At 73.6% G+C, this 14,180-nt stretch carries 14 protein-coding genes and 3 tRNA genes; 13 read left to right on the forward strand and 4 right to left on the reverse strand.

What is annotated here, in order from left to right; translation table 11 throughout:
• The first annotated feature begins 175 nt into the window (after window positions 1-175).
• Genes O2W18_RS16615 through mdlC form a run of 5 tightly spaced genes read left to right on the forward strand, consistent with a single transcriptional unit; the run spans window position 176 to window position 5,314 of the window.
• On the forward strand, window positions 176-1,009 hold the full coding sequence (locus O2W18_RS16615) for an ABC transporter permease (RefSeq protein WP_269188555.1): 834 nt from the start codon (window positions 176-178) through the stop codon (window positions 1,007-1,009).
• Window position 1,010: 1 nt separating this feature from the next.
• A complete protein-coding gene (locus O2W18_RS16620; protein ID WP_269188556.1) occupies window positions 1,011-1,799 on the forward strand; it encodes an ABC transporter permease in 789 nt (262 codons plus the stop codon).
• Window positions 1,799-2,662 carry an ABC transporter ATP-binding protein gene (locus O2W18_RS16625; RefSeq protein ID WP_269188557.1) on the forward strand — a complete coding sequence of 288 codons (864 nt, stop codon included), beginning with the start codon at window positions 1,799-1,801 and terminating at the stop codon, window positions 2,660-2,662. The genes O2W18_RS16620 and O2W18_RS16625 overlap by 1 nt, the downstream gene beginning before the upstream one ends.
• A 49-nt stretch (window positions 2,663-2,711) precedes the next feature.
• Window positions 2,712-3,680, forward strand: a complete 969-nt coding sequence (locus tag O2W18_RS16630) for an ABC transporter substrate-binding protein (protein ID WP_269188558.1) — start codon at window positions 2,712-2,714, stop codon at window positions 3,678-3,680.
• Between the two features lie 2 nt (window positions 3,681-3,682).
• Complete coding sequence (gene mdlC / locus O2W18_RS16635; RefSeq protein WP_269188559.1) at window positions 3,683-5,314, forward strand: benzoylformate decarboxylase; 1,632 nt, start codon at window positions 3,683-3,685, stop codon at window positions 5,312-5,314.
• A gap of 4 nt (window positions 5,315-5,318) precedes the next feature.
• Here mdlC and O2W18_RS16640 read toward each other — a convergent pair whose 3' ends face one another.
• Window positions 5,319-5,732 (reverse strand): VOC family protein, encoded by a 414-nt coding sequence (locus tag O2W18_RS16640; RefSeq protein ID WP_269188560.1) that lies wholly within the window; start codon window positions 5,730-5,732, stop codon window positions 5,319-5,321.
• Window positions 5,733-5,799: 67 nt separating this feature from the next.
• On the opposite strand from O2W18_RS16640, the gene O2W18_RS16645 reads away from it, so the two are divergent.
• From O2W18_RS16645 to O2W18_RS16670, 6 genes are all read left to right on the forward strand, one after another.
• The gene (locus O2W18_RS16645) at window positions 5,800-6,609 is read left to right on the forward strand and encodes a fumarylacetoacetate hydrolase family protein (protein WP_269188561.1); all 810 of its coding nucleotides are present in this window, start codon (window positions 5,800-5,802) and stop codon (window positions 6,607-6,609) included.
• A complete protein-coding gene (gene gltX, locus O2W18_RS16650; RefSeq protein ID WP_269188562.1) occupies window positions 6,606-8,090 on the forward strand; it encodes a glutamate--tRNA ligase in 1,485 nt (494 codons plus the stop codon). Before O2W18_RS16645 ends, gltX begins: the two co-directional genes overlap by 4 nt.
• Window positions 8,087-9,448: a CPBP family intramembrane glutamic endopeptidase gene (locus O2W18_RS16655; protein WP_269188563.1), complete on the forward strand. Its 1,362-nt coding sequence runs from the start codon at window positions 8,087-8,089 to the stop codon at window positions 9,446-9,448. Before gltX ends, O2W18_RS16655 begins: the two co-directional genes overlap by 4 nt.
• 85 nt (window positions 9,449-9,533) lie before the next feature.
• Window positions 9,534-9,605: transfer RNA gene (locus tag O2W18_RS16660), tRNA-Gln, on the forward strand.
• Between the two features lie 44 nt (window positions 9,606-9,649).
• A tRNA-Glu gene (locus O2W18_RS16665) sits at window positions 9,650-9,722 on the forward strand.
• A 149-nt stretch (window positions 9,723-9,871) separates the two neighbouring features.
• Window positions 9,872-9,944 (forward strand) — tRNA-Glu (locus O2W18_RS16670).
• A 65-nt stretch (window positions 9,945-10,009) separates the two neighbouring features.
• Here O2W18_RS16670 and O2W18_RS16675 read toward each other — a convergent pair.
• From O2W18_RS16675 to O2W18_RS16685, 3 genes are read right to left on the reverse strand one after another with little or no spacing between them, the layout of a single operon-like run.
• On the reverse strand, window positions 10,010-10,813 hold the full coding sequence (locus O2W18_RS16675; RefSeq protein ID WP_269188564.1) for a M23 family metallopeptidase: 804 nt from the start codon (window positions 10,811-10,813) through the stop codon (window positions 10,010-10,012).
• Window positions 10,810-11,325: a helix-turn-helix domain-containing protein gene (locus O2W18_RS16680; protein WP_269188565.1), complete on the reverse strand. Its 516-nt coding sequence runs from the start codon at window positions 11,323-11,325 to the stop codon at window positions 10,810-10,812. The genes O2W18_RS16675 and O2W18_RS16680 overlap by 4 nt, the downstream gene beginning before the upstream one ends.
• 41 nt (window positions 11,326-11,366) lie before the next feature.
• Entirely contained in the window at window positions 11,367-12,029 is a 663-nt protein-coding gene (locus O2W18_RS16685) for an IclR family transcriptional regulator (RefSeq protein WP_269188566.1), read from the reverse strand.
• 88 nt (window positions 12,030-12,117) lie between these two features.
• Between O2W18_RS16685 and leuC the strand changes: the two genes are divergently transcribed.
• Complete coding sequence (gene leuC / locus O2W18_RS16690) at window positions 12,118-13,542, forward strand: 3-isopropylmalate dehydratase large subunit (protein ID WP_269188567.1); 1,425 nt, start codon at window positions 12,118-12,120, stop codon at window positions 13,540-13,542.
• Window positions 13,543-13,547: 5 nt separating this feature from the next.
• A complete protein-coding gene (gene leuD / locus O2W18_RS16695) occupies window positions 13,548-14,153 on the forward strand; it encodes a 3-isopropylmalate dehydratase small subunit (RefSeq protein WP_269188568.1) in 606 nt (201 codons plus the stop codon).
• The last annotated feature ends 27 nt before the right edge of the window (window positions 14,154-14,180 follow it).

Here is a 14,180-nt window from a genome sequence, read left to right on the forward strand (position 1 = left end):
ACGAGCGTTGACGTGACTGGCCTCACGACCTACGTTCTCGTCGTGAACGCACGTTCGGATGCCGCACACCGTAGCGGGATCCGCGTGGACTGCCACCCTTCGGCGGACAGGTTCGACCACTCGCCCTCACCGTGGAGGACAGGGACCTGATGCACCTGCTCACCCGGGCAACGCCATGAGCACGACGGAGGTGCGCCCCGCCCGCGCGGGTGCCGAGCCGGTCCGCCGGCGCCGTCCCGAGCTCCCGTCCGCGGTCCTCGGCCTGGGCGGGCTGGTCGCGTTCGCCGCGCTGCTCGAGCTGCTGCCCCGCACCGGCATCGTGTCGGCGGACTACTTCCCGCCGTTCAGCGAGATGGTGGGAGCGCTGGTGGAGGCGGCCGGCACCGACCGCTTCTGGGCCGCGACCGCGGAGACGGTCCAGGCGTGGGGGATCGGGCTGGGGATCGCACTGGTGGCCGGCATCGGGCTGGGGCTGCTGATCGGCAGCGTCGAGCTGCTGCGCCGGTTCACCGCCTCGACGATCGAGTTCCTGCGGCCGGTGCCGTCGGTGGCGCTGATCCCGCTGGCGGTGCTGCTCCTGGGCCTGGGCCTGCAGTCGACGCTGCTGCTGGTGGTGTACGCCTCGTTCTGGCAGATCCTGATCCAGGTCGTCTACGGGGTGCAGGACGTCGACCCGGTGGCCCGGGAGACGGCGCGGTCCTACCACCTGGGCCGCTGGGCCCGGGTGCGGTACCTGATCTGGCCGACCGCGCTGCCCTACGTGATGACCGGCGTGCGGCTGGGTGCGGCGGTCGCCCTGATCCTGGCCGTGACCGCCGGCCTGGTGGGCATCGGCACCGGGCTCGGCGCCGAGATCGCGCTGGCCCAGTCGTCCAACGCCGTCCCGCTGGTGTACGGCCTGGTCATCTTCACCGGTCTGCTCGGCGTGGTGGTCAACCTGGCCGCCCGCGCGCTGGAGCGCCGGACGCTGGCGTGGCACTCGTCGGTGCGCGCGGACGTGGGGGGCTGACGTGAACCCGGTACTGCGCTGGGGCAGGACGCTGGGCTTCGCGCTCACCCTGCCCGTCATCCTGATCACGCTCTGGTGGGTGTGGTCGGCGGACAGCACGAACTACTACGCGCCGCCGCTGCAGACCATCCTCACCACGTTCGGTGACGTCTGGTTCTCCGAGCGCCTGCGCGCCGACGTGCTGCCCAGCGTCACCCGGCTGGCGATCGGCTACACCGGGGCGGTCGTCGTCGGGGTCGGGCTGGGGGTGCTGCTGGGGGCCAACCGCACCTTGCGGCGGGTCACCGAGCCGGTGCTGGAGTTCTTCCGGGCCATCCCACCGCCGGCGCTGATCCCGATCCTGTTCCTGTTCGCCGGGATCGGGGACACCGCCAAGGTCATCGTGATCGTCTCCGGTGCGGTCTGGCCGGTGCTGCTCAACACCGTGGAGGGCGTGCGCGCGGTCGACGACGTCCTGTCCGACACCTCGCGGTCCTACGGCGTCACCGGCCTGGCCCGGCTCCGCCACCTGGTGCTGCCGGCGGCCAGCCCGCAGATCGTCGCCGGCATGCGCCAGGCGCTCTCGATCTCGATCATCCTCATGGTCATCAGCGAGATGTTCGCCTCCACCAACGGGCTGGGGTTCAGCGTCATCCAGTTCCAGCGCAGCTTCGCCATCCCGGAGATGTGGAGCGGCATCCTGCTGCTCGGCCTGCTCGGGTTCGTCCTGTCCCTGCTGTTCCAGTTCTTCGAACGGCGCAGCCTGCGCTGGTACCACGGCCTGCGCCGATCTCAGCGAGGAGAGAACTGATGACCCAGCCGCTGCTCGACGTCGCCGGCGTGCAGAAGACCTACACCGGCTCCGGCCGGACCGTGGAGGCCGTCCGCGACCTGACCTTCTCCGTCGGTGACGGCGAGCTGGTCTGCATCGTGGGCCCCTCCGGTGCGGGCAAGACCACGTTGCTCAAGTGCATCGCCGGGCTGCTGGAGCCCACCGCCGGCACGGTCACCCTCGCCGGCGCCCGCGTCGACGGACCGCCGGAGGCGATGGCGGTGGTCTTCCAGGAGTACGGCCGCAGCCTGTACCCGTGGATGACCGTCGAGGGCAACGTCGAGCTGCCGCTGAAGCAGAAGAAGCTGGACAAGGCCCGCCGACGGGAGCTGGTGCGCGACGCGCTGGAGGCCGTCGGCCTGGCCGACGTGCACAGCGCCTACCCGTGGCAGCTGTCCGGCGGCATGCAGCAGCGCGTGGCGATCGCCCGGGCCGTGGCCTACGAGCCCAAGGTCCTGCTGATGGACGAGCCGTTCGCCGCCGTCGACGCCCAGACCCGGGCCGACCTCGAGGACCTGATCCGCTCGCTCTGGCACAAGCTCGGGGTGACCATCCTCTTCGTCACCCACGACATCGACGAGTCGGTCTACCTGGGGCAGCGGGTGCTCGTGCTGTCCTCCTCCCCGACGGTGATCATGGAGGACCTCACCATCGACCTGCCCGACGAGCGCACCCAGCTGGAGACCCGGTCCTCGCCGCGGTTCGCCGAGCTGCGCGGGCACGTCTACGAGCAGATCCAGCTGGCCAAGCACCGCAAGGGCGACCAGCACCAGCGCGACGAGGTCGCCACCGGCAGCCACCGGGCCGGGCAGCCCACCGTAGCCGCGGACCCCGGTCACTAGTCCAGGCTCCACCCCCTCTCCACCTCGCACGTCCGGCAAAGGAGCCCCCATGCGTCGCCTGCTCGCCCCGATCACCGCCCTCGCGCTGCTGACCACCGCCACCGCCTGCGGCGGTTCTGCCGACGAGCCGACCACCGAGACCGAGGGCGGCCTGGCTCAGGTGACCGTCGGCATCATCCCGATCATCGACGTCGCGCCCATCTACCTCGGGCAGGAGCAGGGCTTCTTCGAGGAGCGGGGGATCGAGCTGGAGCTGGTGCCCGGGTCCGGTGGCGCCGCGGCCGTGCCCGGCGTGGTCGCCGGGGACTTCGACTTCGCGTTCGGCAACGTGACCTCCCTGCTGCTGGCCCAGACCCAGGGGCTGCCGCTGCAGATCGTCTCCAACGGGACCGCCTCGACCGGTGACCCGGCGACCGACTTCTCCGCCGTCGTCGTGCCCGCCGACAGCCCGGTGCAGACCGCCGCCGACCTGGCCGGCAAGACCGTGGCGGTGAACAACTTCAAGAACATCGGCGAGGTCACGATCCGCAAGGCGGTCGAGGACGCCGGCGGTGACTCCTCGACGGTCAACTTCGTCGAGCTGCCCTTCCCGGACATGCCGGCCGCGATCGCCAACGGCAACGTGGACGCCGCCTGGGTGGTCGAGCCGTTCGTCACCGTCGCCACCGGCCAGGGCGCCCGGGCGGTGGTGCGCAACTTCGCCGAGCCGGTGGAGGACCTCACCGTGGCGACCTACTTCACCACCGAGCAGATGCTGGCGGAGAACCCTGACCTGGTCGACGACTTCCAGGCCGCGATGACCGAGTCGCTGCAGTACGCCCAGGAGAACCCGGACGAGCTGCGCCGGATCATCACCACCTACACCAGCATCACACCGGAGACCGCCGAGCAGATCGCCCTCCCGTCCTTCCCCGAGGAGATCAACGTGGAGTCGATGGAGACGGTCGCCGAGCTGATGGCGGAGTACGGGATCACCGAGGAGACCGCCGACGTCGACGCGCTGCTCGCGACCGACTGACCGTGCCCGACCCCACGACCCCTCCTGCGGCGCCCACCGTCCGGGACGTCACCTTCGACGTGCTGCGCCGGCTCGGCCTGACCACGATGTTCGCCAATCCGGGCTCGACCGAGGTGCCCTTCCTCGCCGGGCTGCCCGACGACATCGAGTTCGTGCTCGCGCTTCACGAGGGGTCGGTGGTGGGGATCGCCACCGGGTGGGCCATCGCCCACGACCGACCGGCCCTGGTCAACCTGCACACGACGGCGGGGCTGGGCAACGCCGTCGGCGCGCTGGCCACCGCCCGGGTCAACCGGGCGCCGCTGGTGGTCGTGGTCGGCCAGCAGGACCGGCGGCACCTGGCCCTGGAGCCCTTCCTCGCCGGGAGGCTCGCCGGCCTGGCCGGTGACTACCCGGTCTGGGTCGACCAGCCGGTGCGCGCCCAGGACGTGCCCGGGTCGATCGCCCGGGCCCACCACGAGGCGGTCACCGGGCGCGGCCCGGCGATCGTGGTCGTCCCGATGGACGACTGGGCGCAGCCGATGTCCGACGCCGAGCCGCTGGCCGCTGCGACCGTGGTGCGGCGCCCGGTGGGGGTCGACGAGGCGACGGTCACCGAGGTCGCCGAACTGCTCGACGGCGCGACGTCGCCGGTGCTGGTGGTCGGTGCCGGGGCGGACACCGCCGTCACCCGGGCCGCGCTGGTGCAGCTGGCCGAGCGGCTGGCCGCCCCGGTGCGGCAGGAGGCCTTCGGCGCCCGGGCCGGCTTCCCCCAGGACCACCCGCAGTACCAGGGGCTGCTCCCCGCCGGCCGGGAGCGGCTGCGCGGGGTGCTGGCCGGCCACGACCTCGTGCTGGTCGTCGGCGGCCCGGCCTTCCGGCAGTACCCCTACCAGCCCGGGCCGTTCGTCGACCCCGGCGCCCGGATCGTGCAGGTCAGCCAGGACCCGGCCGAGGTCCACCGGAGCCCCGCCGACCTGGCCGTGCTCACCGACCCGGGCGTGTTCTGCGCCGCACTCGCCGAGCGGGTGACCGACCGCGGGCTGCCGCCCGGCCCGCCGCGGACGCCGGTCACCGTGCCGCCGCCGGCGCCGGGGGAGCCGCTGCGGGCCCCGCACGTCTACGCCCAGCTCGCTCAGCGCCTCGACCCGGACACGGTGGTGGTGGAGGAGTCGCCGTCCACCCGCCAGGTGCTGGAGGAGATGGTCCCGTCCCGGCAGCCGCTGGGGTACCTGGGCGTGGCGATGGGCGGCCTGGGGTTCGGCATGCCGGCGGCCATCGGTGTCCGGATGGCCCGCCCCGACCGGCCGGTGGTCGCGGTCCTCGGCGACGGCTCGTCGATGTACGCCGTCCAGTCGCTGTGGACGGCGGCCCGCTACGGCGTCGGCGTCCTCTTCGTCGTCTTCGCCAACGGCGGCTACGCGATCATGGACAAGCTGGTCGAGCGGCAGGGGGCCGGGAAGGCGCCGTGGCCGAGCTTCCCGGAGGTCCGGCTCTCCGCCCTGGCCAGCGCGCTGGGCTGCCCGGCCCGCCGGATCAGCAGCCACGAGGAGCTGCTCGAGGTGTTGGACGACGTGCTGCCCCGGCTGCGGGAGCTCGACGCCCCGCTGCTGCTGGACGTCGACGTCGCACCGGAGGCCGAGTTCAACCCCTGAGCGTTCAACCCCTGAGCGTTCGACCGCCGAGCGGCGTGACCGTGCTGGCCAGCAGGCAGAACTCGTTGCCCTCCGGGTCGGCCAGCACGTGCCAGGTCATGTCGTCGGTGAGCGGGCCCTGGCCCACGTCGACCGGGGTGGCGCCCAGGGTGAGCAGCCGGTCCAGCTCCTCGGCCTGCGACCGGTCTGTGGCGTTGAGGTCCAGGTGCAGCCGGCGCTTGCCCGGCGTCGGGTCGGGCACCGGGACGAAGTCCAGCACGGGCTGTGGGCCCTTGGGCTCCTGCCCCGGTGGGCCGATCGTCACCACGCCGTCATCGTCGGTGTCCTGCACCTCGTAGCCGAGCACCTCGGCCCACCACTGGGCGAGCGCGGCAGGGTCGGTGGAGTTGACGGCGACTGCGGTGATCCGGGCGGCCATGACGCACGGTAGCGACCTGGGGATGCCGCACGGTGGCCGGACAGGGAGCCCCGACTAGCCTGAGGACGTGCGCATCGTCCGCTTCGCCCACCCAGCCGGCATGTCCTTCGGGGTCCTCGACGGGGACGGCCAGGTCGCCCAGATCGAAGGCCACCCGTTCGGTCAGATCTCCTTCACCGGTCAGCGGTACGCCGCGGCCGACGTCCGGCTGCTCTCGCCGATCCTCCCCAGCAAGGTGGTCGGCATCGGCAAGAACTACGCCGACCACGTGCAGGAGATGGCGACCGGGGACGCGCCGAAGGAGCCGCTGGTCTTCCTCAAGCCCTCCACCACGGTGATCGGCCCGGGTGACGCCATCCGCATCCCGGCCGGCAGCACGAACGTGCACCACGAGGTCGAGCTCGCCGTCGTCATCGGCGCGCGCGGCGCCCGCCAGGTCAGCCCGGAGCAGGCGCTGTCCAGCGTCTTCGGCTACACGATCGGCAACGACGTGACCGAGCGGGACATGCAGCGCAACGACGGGCAGTGGACCCGGGCGAAGGGCTTCGACTCCTTCTGCCCGCTCGGCCCGTGGATCGAGACCGACCTGGCCGGCCTCGGCAAGGACCCGGCGGACCTGGAGATCACCTGCAGCGTGGACGGCGAGCTGCGCCAGTCCGGCCGGACCAGCCAGCTGCTGTTCGGCGTGCCGACGCTGATCTCGCACATCTCGCAGGTGATGACCCTGCTCCCCGGGGACGTGGTGCTGACCGGCACCCCGGCCGGCGTCGGCCCGATCGCGCCGGGGCAGCGCGTCGAGTGCACGATCGAGGGCCTGGGCACGCTGACCAGCACGGTCGCCGGCGCGGACCCGACCTCCACGGCCGGCCTCCGATGACCGCCCCGGCCGGTCCCGTCCGCACCCGGTTCTGCCCGTCCCCGACCGGCACGGTCCACGTGGGCGTGATGCGGGCGGCGCTCTACAACTGGGCCTACGCCCGGCACACCGGTGGCCAGTTCGTCGTCCGGATCGAGGACACCGACCCGGCCCGCAACACCCTGGAGTCCGAGCGGCACCTGCTGGACTGCCTGCGGTGGCTCGGACTGGACTGGGACGAGGGCCCGGGGGTGGGCGGTCCGCACGGCCCCTACCGGCAGTCCGAGCGGTCGGAGCTGTACCAGGACGTGGCAGCGAAGCTGCTCGCCGCCGGGCACGCGTACGAGTCGTTCTCCACCAACGAGGAGGTCGACGCCCGTCGCCGGGCTGCCGGTCAGGACCCCAAGCTCGGCTACGACAACGCCGACCGGTTCCTGACCGATGCGCAGAAGTCCGCGTTCCGGGCCGAGGGCCGCGAGCCGGTGCTCCGGCTGCGGATGCCGGACGAGGACCTCGCCTGGACCGACCACGTGCGCGGAGAGGTCCGGTTCGCCGCCGGTGCCGTCCCCGACTTCGTGCTCGTCCGCGGCAACGGCACCCCGCTGTACACGCTGGTGAACCCGGTCGACGACGCCCTGATGGGCATCACCGACGTGCTGCGGGGAGAGGACCTGCTGCCCTCGACCCCGCGGCAGATCGCGCTGTACCGGGCGCTCACCGACATCGGTGTGGCCACCGGCACCCCGCGCTTCGGGCACCTGCCCCTGGTGATGGGGGAGGGCAACAAGAAGCTGTCCAAGCGGGACCCGCAGTCGAACTTCGACGTCTACCGGGACCGCGGCTTCCTGCCCGCCGGACTGGTCAACTACCTGGCCCTGCTCGGCTGGTCGATCGCCGAGGACCGGGACATCTTCTCGCCGGCAGAGCTGGCAGAGGCCTTCGACGTCGACAGCGTCAGCGCCAACCCCGCCCGCTTCGACCTGAAGAAGGCCGAGGCGATCAACGCCACCCACCTGCGGGCGCTGCCGGTGGAGGAGTTCCTCGCCGCGGTGACGCCGTACCTGGCGGGCGCCGGGCTGGTGGCCGACCCGCCCACCGCCGAGCAGGCCGCCACGCTCGAGGCGATCGCCCCGCTGGCCCAGGAGCGGATGATCGTGCTCTCTGACGCCGTCGGGCTGCTCGGCTTCCTGTTCACCGAAGACGTCGAGATCGAGCCCGCGGCCGCGGAGAAGCAGCTGGCCGCCGGTGCCGGTGAGGTGCTGGACGCCGCGACCGCGGCGCTGCAGGCGCTCCCGGAGTGGACGACCGCCGCGATCGAGACGGCGCTCAAGGAGGCCCTCGTCGAGGGCCTCGGCCGCAAACCGCGGCAGGCGTTCGGTCCGGTACGGGTGGCCGTCAGCGGCCGCACGGTCTCCCCGCCGCTGTACGAGTCGATGGAGCTGCTGGGCCGCGAGCGCACCCTCGCCCGGCTCGCCGCAGCCCGCGGGACAGCGACCGGATGACCGGCGGGGGCTGGGGCGCCGAGGGCCAGGCCGAGCCGCCCTACACCGGCCCGCCGCCGACCGGCCGGTACGGCGCCCCGCCCCGGGTGCCCCTCGGCCCTCCGCCGGGCGGCCCCGCCGGCTGGCCGGCCGCCCCCGGGTGGACCCCACCCGGGGTGCCGCCCTACCCGCCCCCGGCGCAGCACCCCCACCCGCCTCCGGCGCAGCGTTCCTACCCGCCTCCTGCGCAGCCGCCGTCGGGACCGCCCCGGCCGACCGCCCCGCCCGGGGCGCCCCCGCACGACGTCCCCCAGCCCTACTTCCTGCTGATGCGGACGCGGGACTGGGCGTGGTGGCGGCCGGTGCTGGGCCTGCTGCTGTTCACCGTGCTCTACGGGGTGGCGGCCGTGGTGCTGGTGCTGGTCGTCCTGCTGACCGGGGTGGTGCCGGACCTCGCCATGCAGGACCTCACGGACATCAGGGTGCTGCTGGTCACCAACGCCTCGCTGATCGTGGCCATCCCGATCGTGTGGGTGTGCTGGCTGGTGCCGCACGGGCTGCGGATCGGCTGGTCGTCCTCGGTGCTGGGCCGGCTGCGCTGGCAGATGCTGCTGCCCTGGACCTGGCGTGCCCTGGCGACCCTCGGGCTCGCGGTCGCCGTCGGCCTGCTGCTCACCATCGCGGCCACCGACCTGTCGATCACGGGGCCGACCTCCTCCTTCGGCTGGCTCCTCCTGGTCGTCCTGCTGACGACGCCGCTGCAGTGCGCGGCCGAGGAGTACTTCTTCCGCGGGTACCTGAGCCAGGCGATCGCCGGCTGGGTCGGCCGTCCGCAGGCCGGTGCGGTGGTCGCGGGGGTGCTGACGGCGGCGCTGTTCTCCGCAGCGCACGCGCCACCGGACGTCGAGTCCTTCCTCTACCGGTTCGTCATCGGCCTGGTGCTGTCGGCAGCGGTCTGGCTGACCGGCGGGCTGGAGGCAGCCATCGCACTGCACGCGGTCAACAACGTGGTGATCTTCATCATGGCCGGGGCCCTGGGGGAGGAGCTCGCCACGGCCGACCCCGGCGGCGCGCTGAGCCTGGCGACGACCCTGCTCGGGATGACGGGCATGGTCGCCTTCGTCGTCTGGGTGGCCGTCGCCAGCCGGCGGCTGCGCCCGGAGCTGCTCAGCCCCGCGCTGCAGCTGACGGCGTCGGCCACGGCAGGACCAGCTCAGCCGCGGTGGGGCGGGCCGCCCGCTCCGCCGCCGTGGGCTGCGTCGTCGGCTCCGCCGCCGTGGGCTGGGTCGGCTCCGTCGCCGTGGGGCGACCCGCCGGCACCGAGGCCCTGGGCGGCGGGCCCGCCGACGGGCGGGTGGGGTCGGCCGAAGGGGGGCTGACCCGCCGAGGGAGGGGGTGCCTGCGCCCCCTCCGTCCGGATCGGGTATCGTCTCTTCCCGGCGCCGCAAGGTGCTGAACGGCCATTGGGGTATGGGGTAATTGGCAGCCCGACGGTTTCTGGTTCCGTTAGTCTAGGTTCGAGTCCTGGTACCCCAGCGAGGAGCACAGCTCTTCAGTACGACCGCACCACATCAGCACCTGGCCCCGTCGTCTAGCGGCCCAGGACGCCGCCCTCTCACGGCGGTAGCGAGGGTTCGAATCCCTTCGGGGCTACACCTGGCAGAGCCCCCGACCCACCCGGGTCGGGGGCTCTCGTCGTCTGTGTGGACCCTCCGGGCGAGGGTCCCGCGCCCGGCCGCGCCGTCCGGAGGGGTCACGCGAAGGCGGCTGGACCGTCTGGCAGAATCGCTGCCGAAGCACCTGGCCCCGTCGTCTAGCGGCCCAGGACGCCGCCCTCTCACGGCGGTAGCGAGGGTTCGAATCCCTTCGGGGCTACACCTGGCAGAGCCCCCGACCCACCTGGGTCGGGGGCTCTCGTCGTCTCCGGGTGTCCTGTCCCCTCAGGCGGACAGCAGCTCCCCGTCGGCCGGCACGCCGTCACGCCCGTCGGCGATCCCGGCCCGGAAGGCCATCGGCAGGCCGGCGGCCCCGGCCAGCCCCGCGGAGTCGCAGAGCTGGACGTGCAGGTGCGGTTCGCTGCTGTTCCCCGAGTTGCCGCACTCGGCGAGTTGTTGGCCGGCGGTGACCCGGTCGCCGGGGCGCACCCGGACCGAGCCGCGCCGCAGGTGGACCAGCGCCGCGTGCGCGCCGTCGTCGGCGCGGACGACGACGTGGTTGCCGGCCAGCCATCGGGTGCCGCCGACCTGCCGGACGAAGCCCTCGACGACCAGCAGGTACAGGAGCGACAGCCAGCCGCTGCGGGCGCGGTGGTCGCGCCGCCCCTGGTGCACGCGCACCACCACGCCCGCGACCGGGCTCGACACCGGCTGCCCGAACGCCGGGTACTCCTCGGGTCGGCGCCACTGCCCACCGGACCCGAGCTCCGGGCGGCCGCCGCCGGGCGGGTCCAGCACCAGGTCGACGGCGTAGGTCTGGCCGAGGCTGTTGACCCCGTGCGAGGGGACCTTCGTGGCAGGGGAGTTCAGCGCCCGCCAGGGGCCGCGCACCGGCGGCTCGACCACCCGGACCGGGGCCGCGGGCGGCGCCACCCGGTCGAGCAGGCCGGACCCGACCAGGACGACGACGCCGGCCAGTGCACTCCAGGCCAGGAGGCCGGCGAGGTCGGCCAGGATCAGCAGCACGCCGAGCGCGGGCAGCGGCGGGCGGGACCGGGCCGCCAGCCGTCGGGCGGTCGCGCCGGTCACGGGGTCACCGCCGCCAGGACGACGTGCAGCGGGACGACCCGATCCGCAGGCACGCCGTAGCTGCCCCGGCCGCCCGTGCGCAGCCAGCCGGCGGCGGTCAGCTGGCGCAGGTGGTGGTGCAGCTGACCGGTGGTGCCCAGCCCAGGGAGCGCCGCCAGCGCGGCGGTGGTGGTGTGCCCACCGAGCACCTCCCGGAGCAGCCGGAGCCGGACCGGGTGGGCGAGCGCCGACAGGGCGGCGGCGAGGGCGTCGTCGTCCGCCCCGGCGGTGCGCAGCTCCTCGGCCCCGTGCGTCCGCTGCCAGGCGTACTCCTCGCCGCCGGGCAGCCGCACCTGGCCGCCGTAGGCGACCGCGCCACCGGGCAGCTCGGCCGCCTCGGCGGCCAGCGCCTGCAGCAGCCAGAACCGCTCCGGCGTCGGCAGGCCGGCCGGCGCGTCGGTCGGTGCGGTGCACGGCCGCGCCTCCAGCGCCGCCAGCCGCTCCTCGATCCGGGTCAGTCGCGCGTCGTCCACGCGTCGAAGCCTACGTAACTACGTAGGAACGAGCAAGCGTCTCAGCGAGCGGCGCGGGAGACCGCCACGGCGGCGTCCAGGACGGCGCTGACCACCTCGGGGCTGGGGCGGCGGCCCAGTCGTTCGATCGGCCCGGAGATCGACACGGCACCCAGCACCCCGCCGGCGCCGTCCCGCACCGGCGCGGACAGCGAGGCGACCCCGGCCTCGCGCTCGGCGACGCTGTGCGCCCACCCGCGCCGGCGGACGTCGAGCAGGGTGCGGGCGGTGAAGCTGGCCGCCGGCAGCAGGGCGGTGACCTCCTCGGCGGGGGAGAAGGCCAGCAGCACGTGCGCGGCCGACCCGGCGGTCAGGGGGAGCCGCGCCCCCAGCGGCACCGTGTCGCGGAGCCCGCTGGCGCGCTCGGCGACGGCGATGCACACCCGGCTGCCGCCGTCGCGCACGTAGAACTGGGCGCTCTCGCCGGTGGCATCCCGCAGCACCGCCAGGTGGCGGCCGGCCAGGTCGCCGAGGTCGACGCCACCCCGCCCGAGCTCGGCCAGCGCCGGGCCGGGGGCCCAGGTACCCGTGTCGGTGCGCCGCAGCAGCCGGTGCGCCTCCAGGGCCGTGGCCAGTCGGTGTGCGGTCGCCCGTGGCAGGTCGGTGCGCGCGACCAGCTCGGCGAGGCTGGCCGGCTCGGCCGAGACGGCGCGGAGGATGGCCACGGCTTTGTCCAGGACCGCGACGGGGTTAGGCTGTCCCACGCAGCAATACTCGCATCCCAACATGTGAGATGGCAACGAGGAGGACCCCGTGGGCAGGACCCTGGCGCAGAAGGTGTACGAGCAGCACGTCGTCCGGCGGACGGCGGGAGAGCCCGACCTGCTCTACATCGACCTCCACCTCGTGCACGAGGTGACCAGCCCGCAGGCCTTCGACGGGCTGCGGGCCGCCGGGCGCACCGTGCGCCGGCCGGACCTCACCATGGCCACCGAGGACCACAACGTCCCGACCCTGGACATCCTGTCGCCGATCGCGGACCCGATCAGCCGGGCCCAGGTGGACGCGCTGCGGCGCAACGCCGCCGAGTTCGGCATCCGGCTGGCCCCGATGGGCGACCGCGACCAGGGCATCGTGCACGTCATCGGCCCGCAGCTGGGGCTCACCCAGCCGGGCATGACCATCGTCTGCGGCGACAGTCACACCTCCACCCACGGCGCCTTCGGCGCGCTGGCCTTCGGCATCGGCACCAGCGAGGTCGAGCACGTGCTGGCCACCCAGACGCTGCCGCAGCTGCCGGCCAAGCAGATGGCGGTCACCGTCGACGGGGAGCTGCCCCCGGGCGTCTCGGCCAAGGACGTCATCCTCGCCGTCATCGCCCAGATCGGCACCGGCGGCGGCCAGGGGCACGTCATCGAGTACCGGGGCAGCGCGATCCGGGGGCTGTCCATGGAGGCCCGGATGACGATCTGCAACATGTCGATCGAGGCCGGCGCCCGCGCCGGGCTCATCGCCCCCGACCAGACGACGTTCGACTTCCTGGCCGGCCGCCCGCACGCCCCGCAGGGCGCCGACTGGGACGCCGCGGTCGCGCACTGGTCGACGCTCACCACCGACGACGACGCCGTCTTCGACCACGAGGTGCACATCGACGCCGCCTCGCTGACCCCCTACGTCACCTGGGGCACGAACCCGGGCCAGGGGCTGCCGATCGACGCCACGGTGCCCGACCCGGCCACGATCGCCGACGAGAACGAGCGCCGGGCCGCCGAGTCGGCGCTGGCCTACATGGGGCTGACCGCCGGCACCCCGCTGCGCGAGATCGACGTCGACACCGTCTTCCTCGGGTCGTGCACCAACGGCCGGATCGAGGACCTCCGGGTCGCCGCCGCCCTGCTCAAGGGCAAGCACGTGGACGCCAGCACCCGGATGCTCGTCGTCCCCGGCTCGGTGCAGGTCAAGCTGCAGGCCGAGGCCGAGGGGCTGGACCAGGTCTTCCTCGATGCCGGCGCGGAGTGGCGGGGGGCTGGCTGCTCGATGTGCCTGGGCATGAACCCCGACCAGCTGAAGCCGGGCGAGCGCTCGGCGTCCACCAGCAACCGCAACTTCCAGGGCCGGCAGGGCAAGGGCGGGCGCACCCACCTGGTCTCCCCGGCCGTCGCCGCGGCGACCGCGCTCACCGGCCGGCTCACCGCCCCCGCCGACCTGCCCGACGCCTCGATCCCCGCTGGAGTCTGACCGACATGGACGCCTTCACCACGCACACCGGCACCGCCGCCCCGCTGCGCCGCAGCAACGTCGACACCGACCAGATCATCCCGGCCGAGTACCTCAAGCGGATCACCCGCACGGGTTTCGAGGACGGGCTGTTCGTCGCCTGGCGCACCAACGAGCCGGACTTCGTGCTCAACCAGCCGCAGTACGCCGACGCCTCGATCCTGGTCGCCGGGCCGGACTTCGGCACCGGCTCCTCGCGGGAGCACGCGGTCTGGGCGCTGCTGGACGGTGGCTTCCGGGTGGTGATCAGCTCCCGTTTCGCCGACATCTTCAAGAACAACTCGACCAAGTCGGGGCTGCTCACCGTGCTGATGGGCGAGCCGGACGTCGAGGCGCTGTGGGCTGCGATCGAGGCGGACCCGGCCACCCCGGTGACCGTGGACCTGCGCGCGAAGCAGGTCACCTACGGCTCGGTCACGGTGCCGTTCGAGACCGACGACTACACCCGGTGGCGGCTGCTGGAGGGGCTCGACGACGTCGGCCTCACCGAGCGGCACCTCGACGACATCACCGCGTTCGAGGCCCAGCGCCCGTCCTGGCTGCCCCGCTCCCTGCCGGCGCTCCCCGCCTGAGGAAGGCGCCCTCGCCTGCTCGGGGAG

Source organism: Modestobacter sp. VKM Ac-2983, from assembly GCF_026967885.1.
GTDB lineage: Bacteria > Actinomycetota > Actinomycetes > Mycobacteriales > Geodermatophilaceae > Modestobacter.

Coding starts and splice junctions, on each gene's coding strand:
- O2W18_RS16640 (WP_269188560.1), bottom strand. CDS start 5,732: ATGGCCGCCCGGATCACCGCAGTCGCCGTCAACTCCACCGACCCTGCC.
- leuD (WP_269188568.1), top strand. CDS start 13,548: ATGGACGCCTTCACCACGCACACCGGCACCGCCGCCCCGCTGCGCCGC.
- O2W18_RS16625 (WP_269188557.1), top strand. CDS start 1,799: ATGACCCAGCCGCTGCTCGACGTCGCCGGCGTGCAGAAGACCTACACC.
- gltX (WP_269188562.1), top strand. CDS start 6,606: ATGACCGCCCCGGCCGGTCCCGTCCGCACCCGGTTCTGCCCGTCCCCG.
- O2W18_RS16630 (WP_269188558.1), top strand. CDS start 2,712: ATGCGTCGCCTGCTCGCCCCGATCACCGCCCTCGCGCTGCTGACCACC.
- O2W18_RS16615 (WP_269188555.1), top strand. CDS start 176: ATGAGCACGACGGAGGTGCGCCCCGCCCGCGCGGGTGCCGAGCCGGTC.
- O2W18_RS16655 (WP_269188563.1), top strand. CDS start 8,087: ATGACCGGCGGGGGCTGGGGCGCCGAGGGCCAGGCCGAGCCGCCCTAC.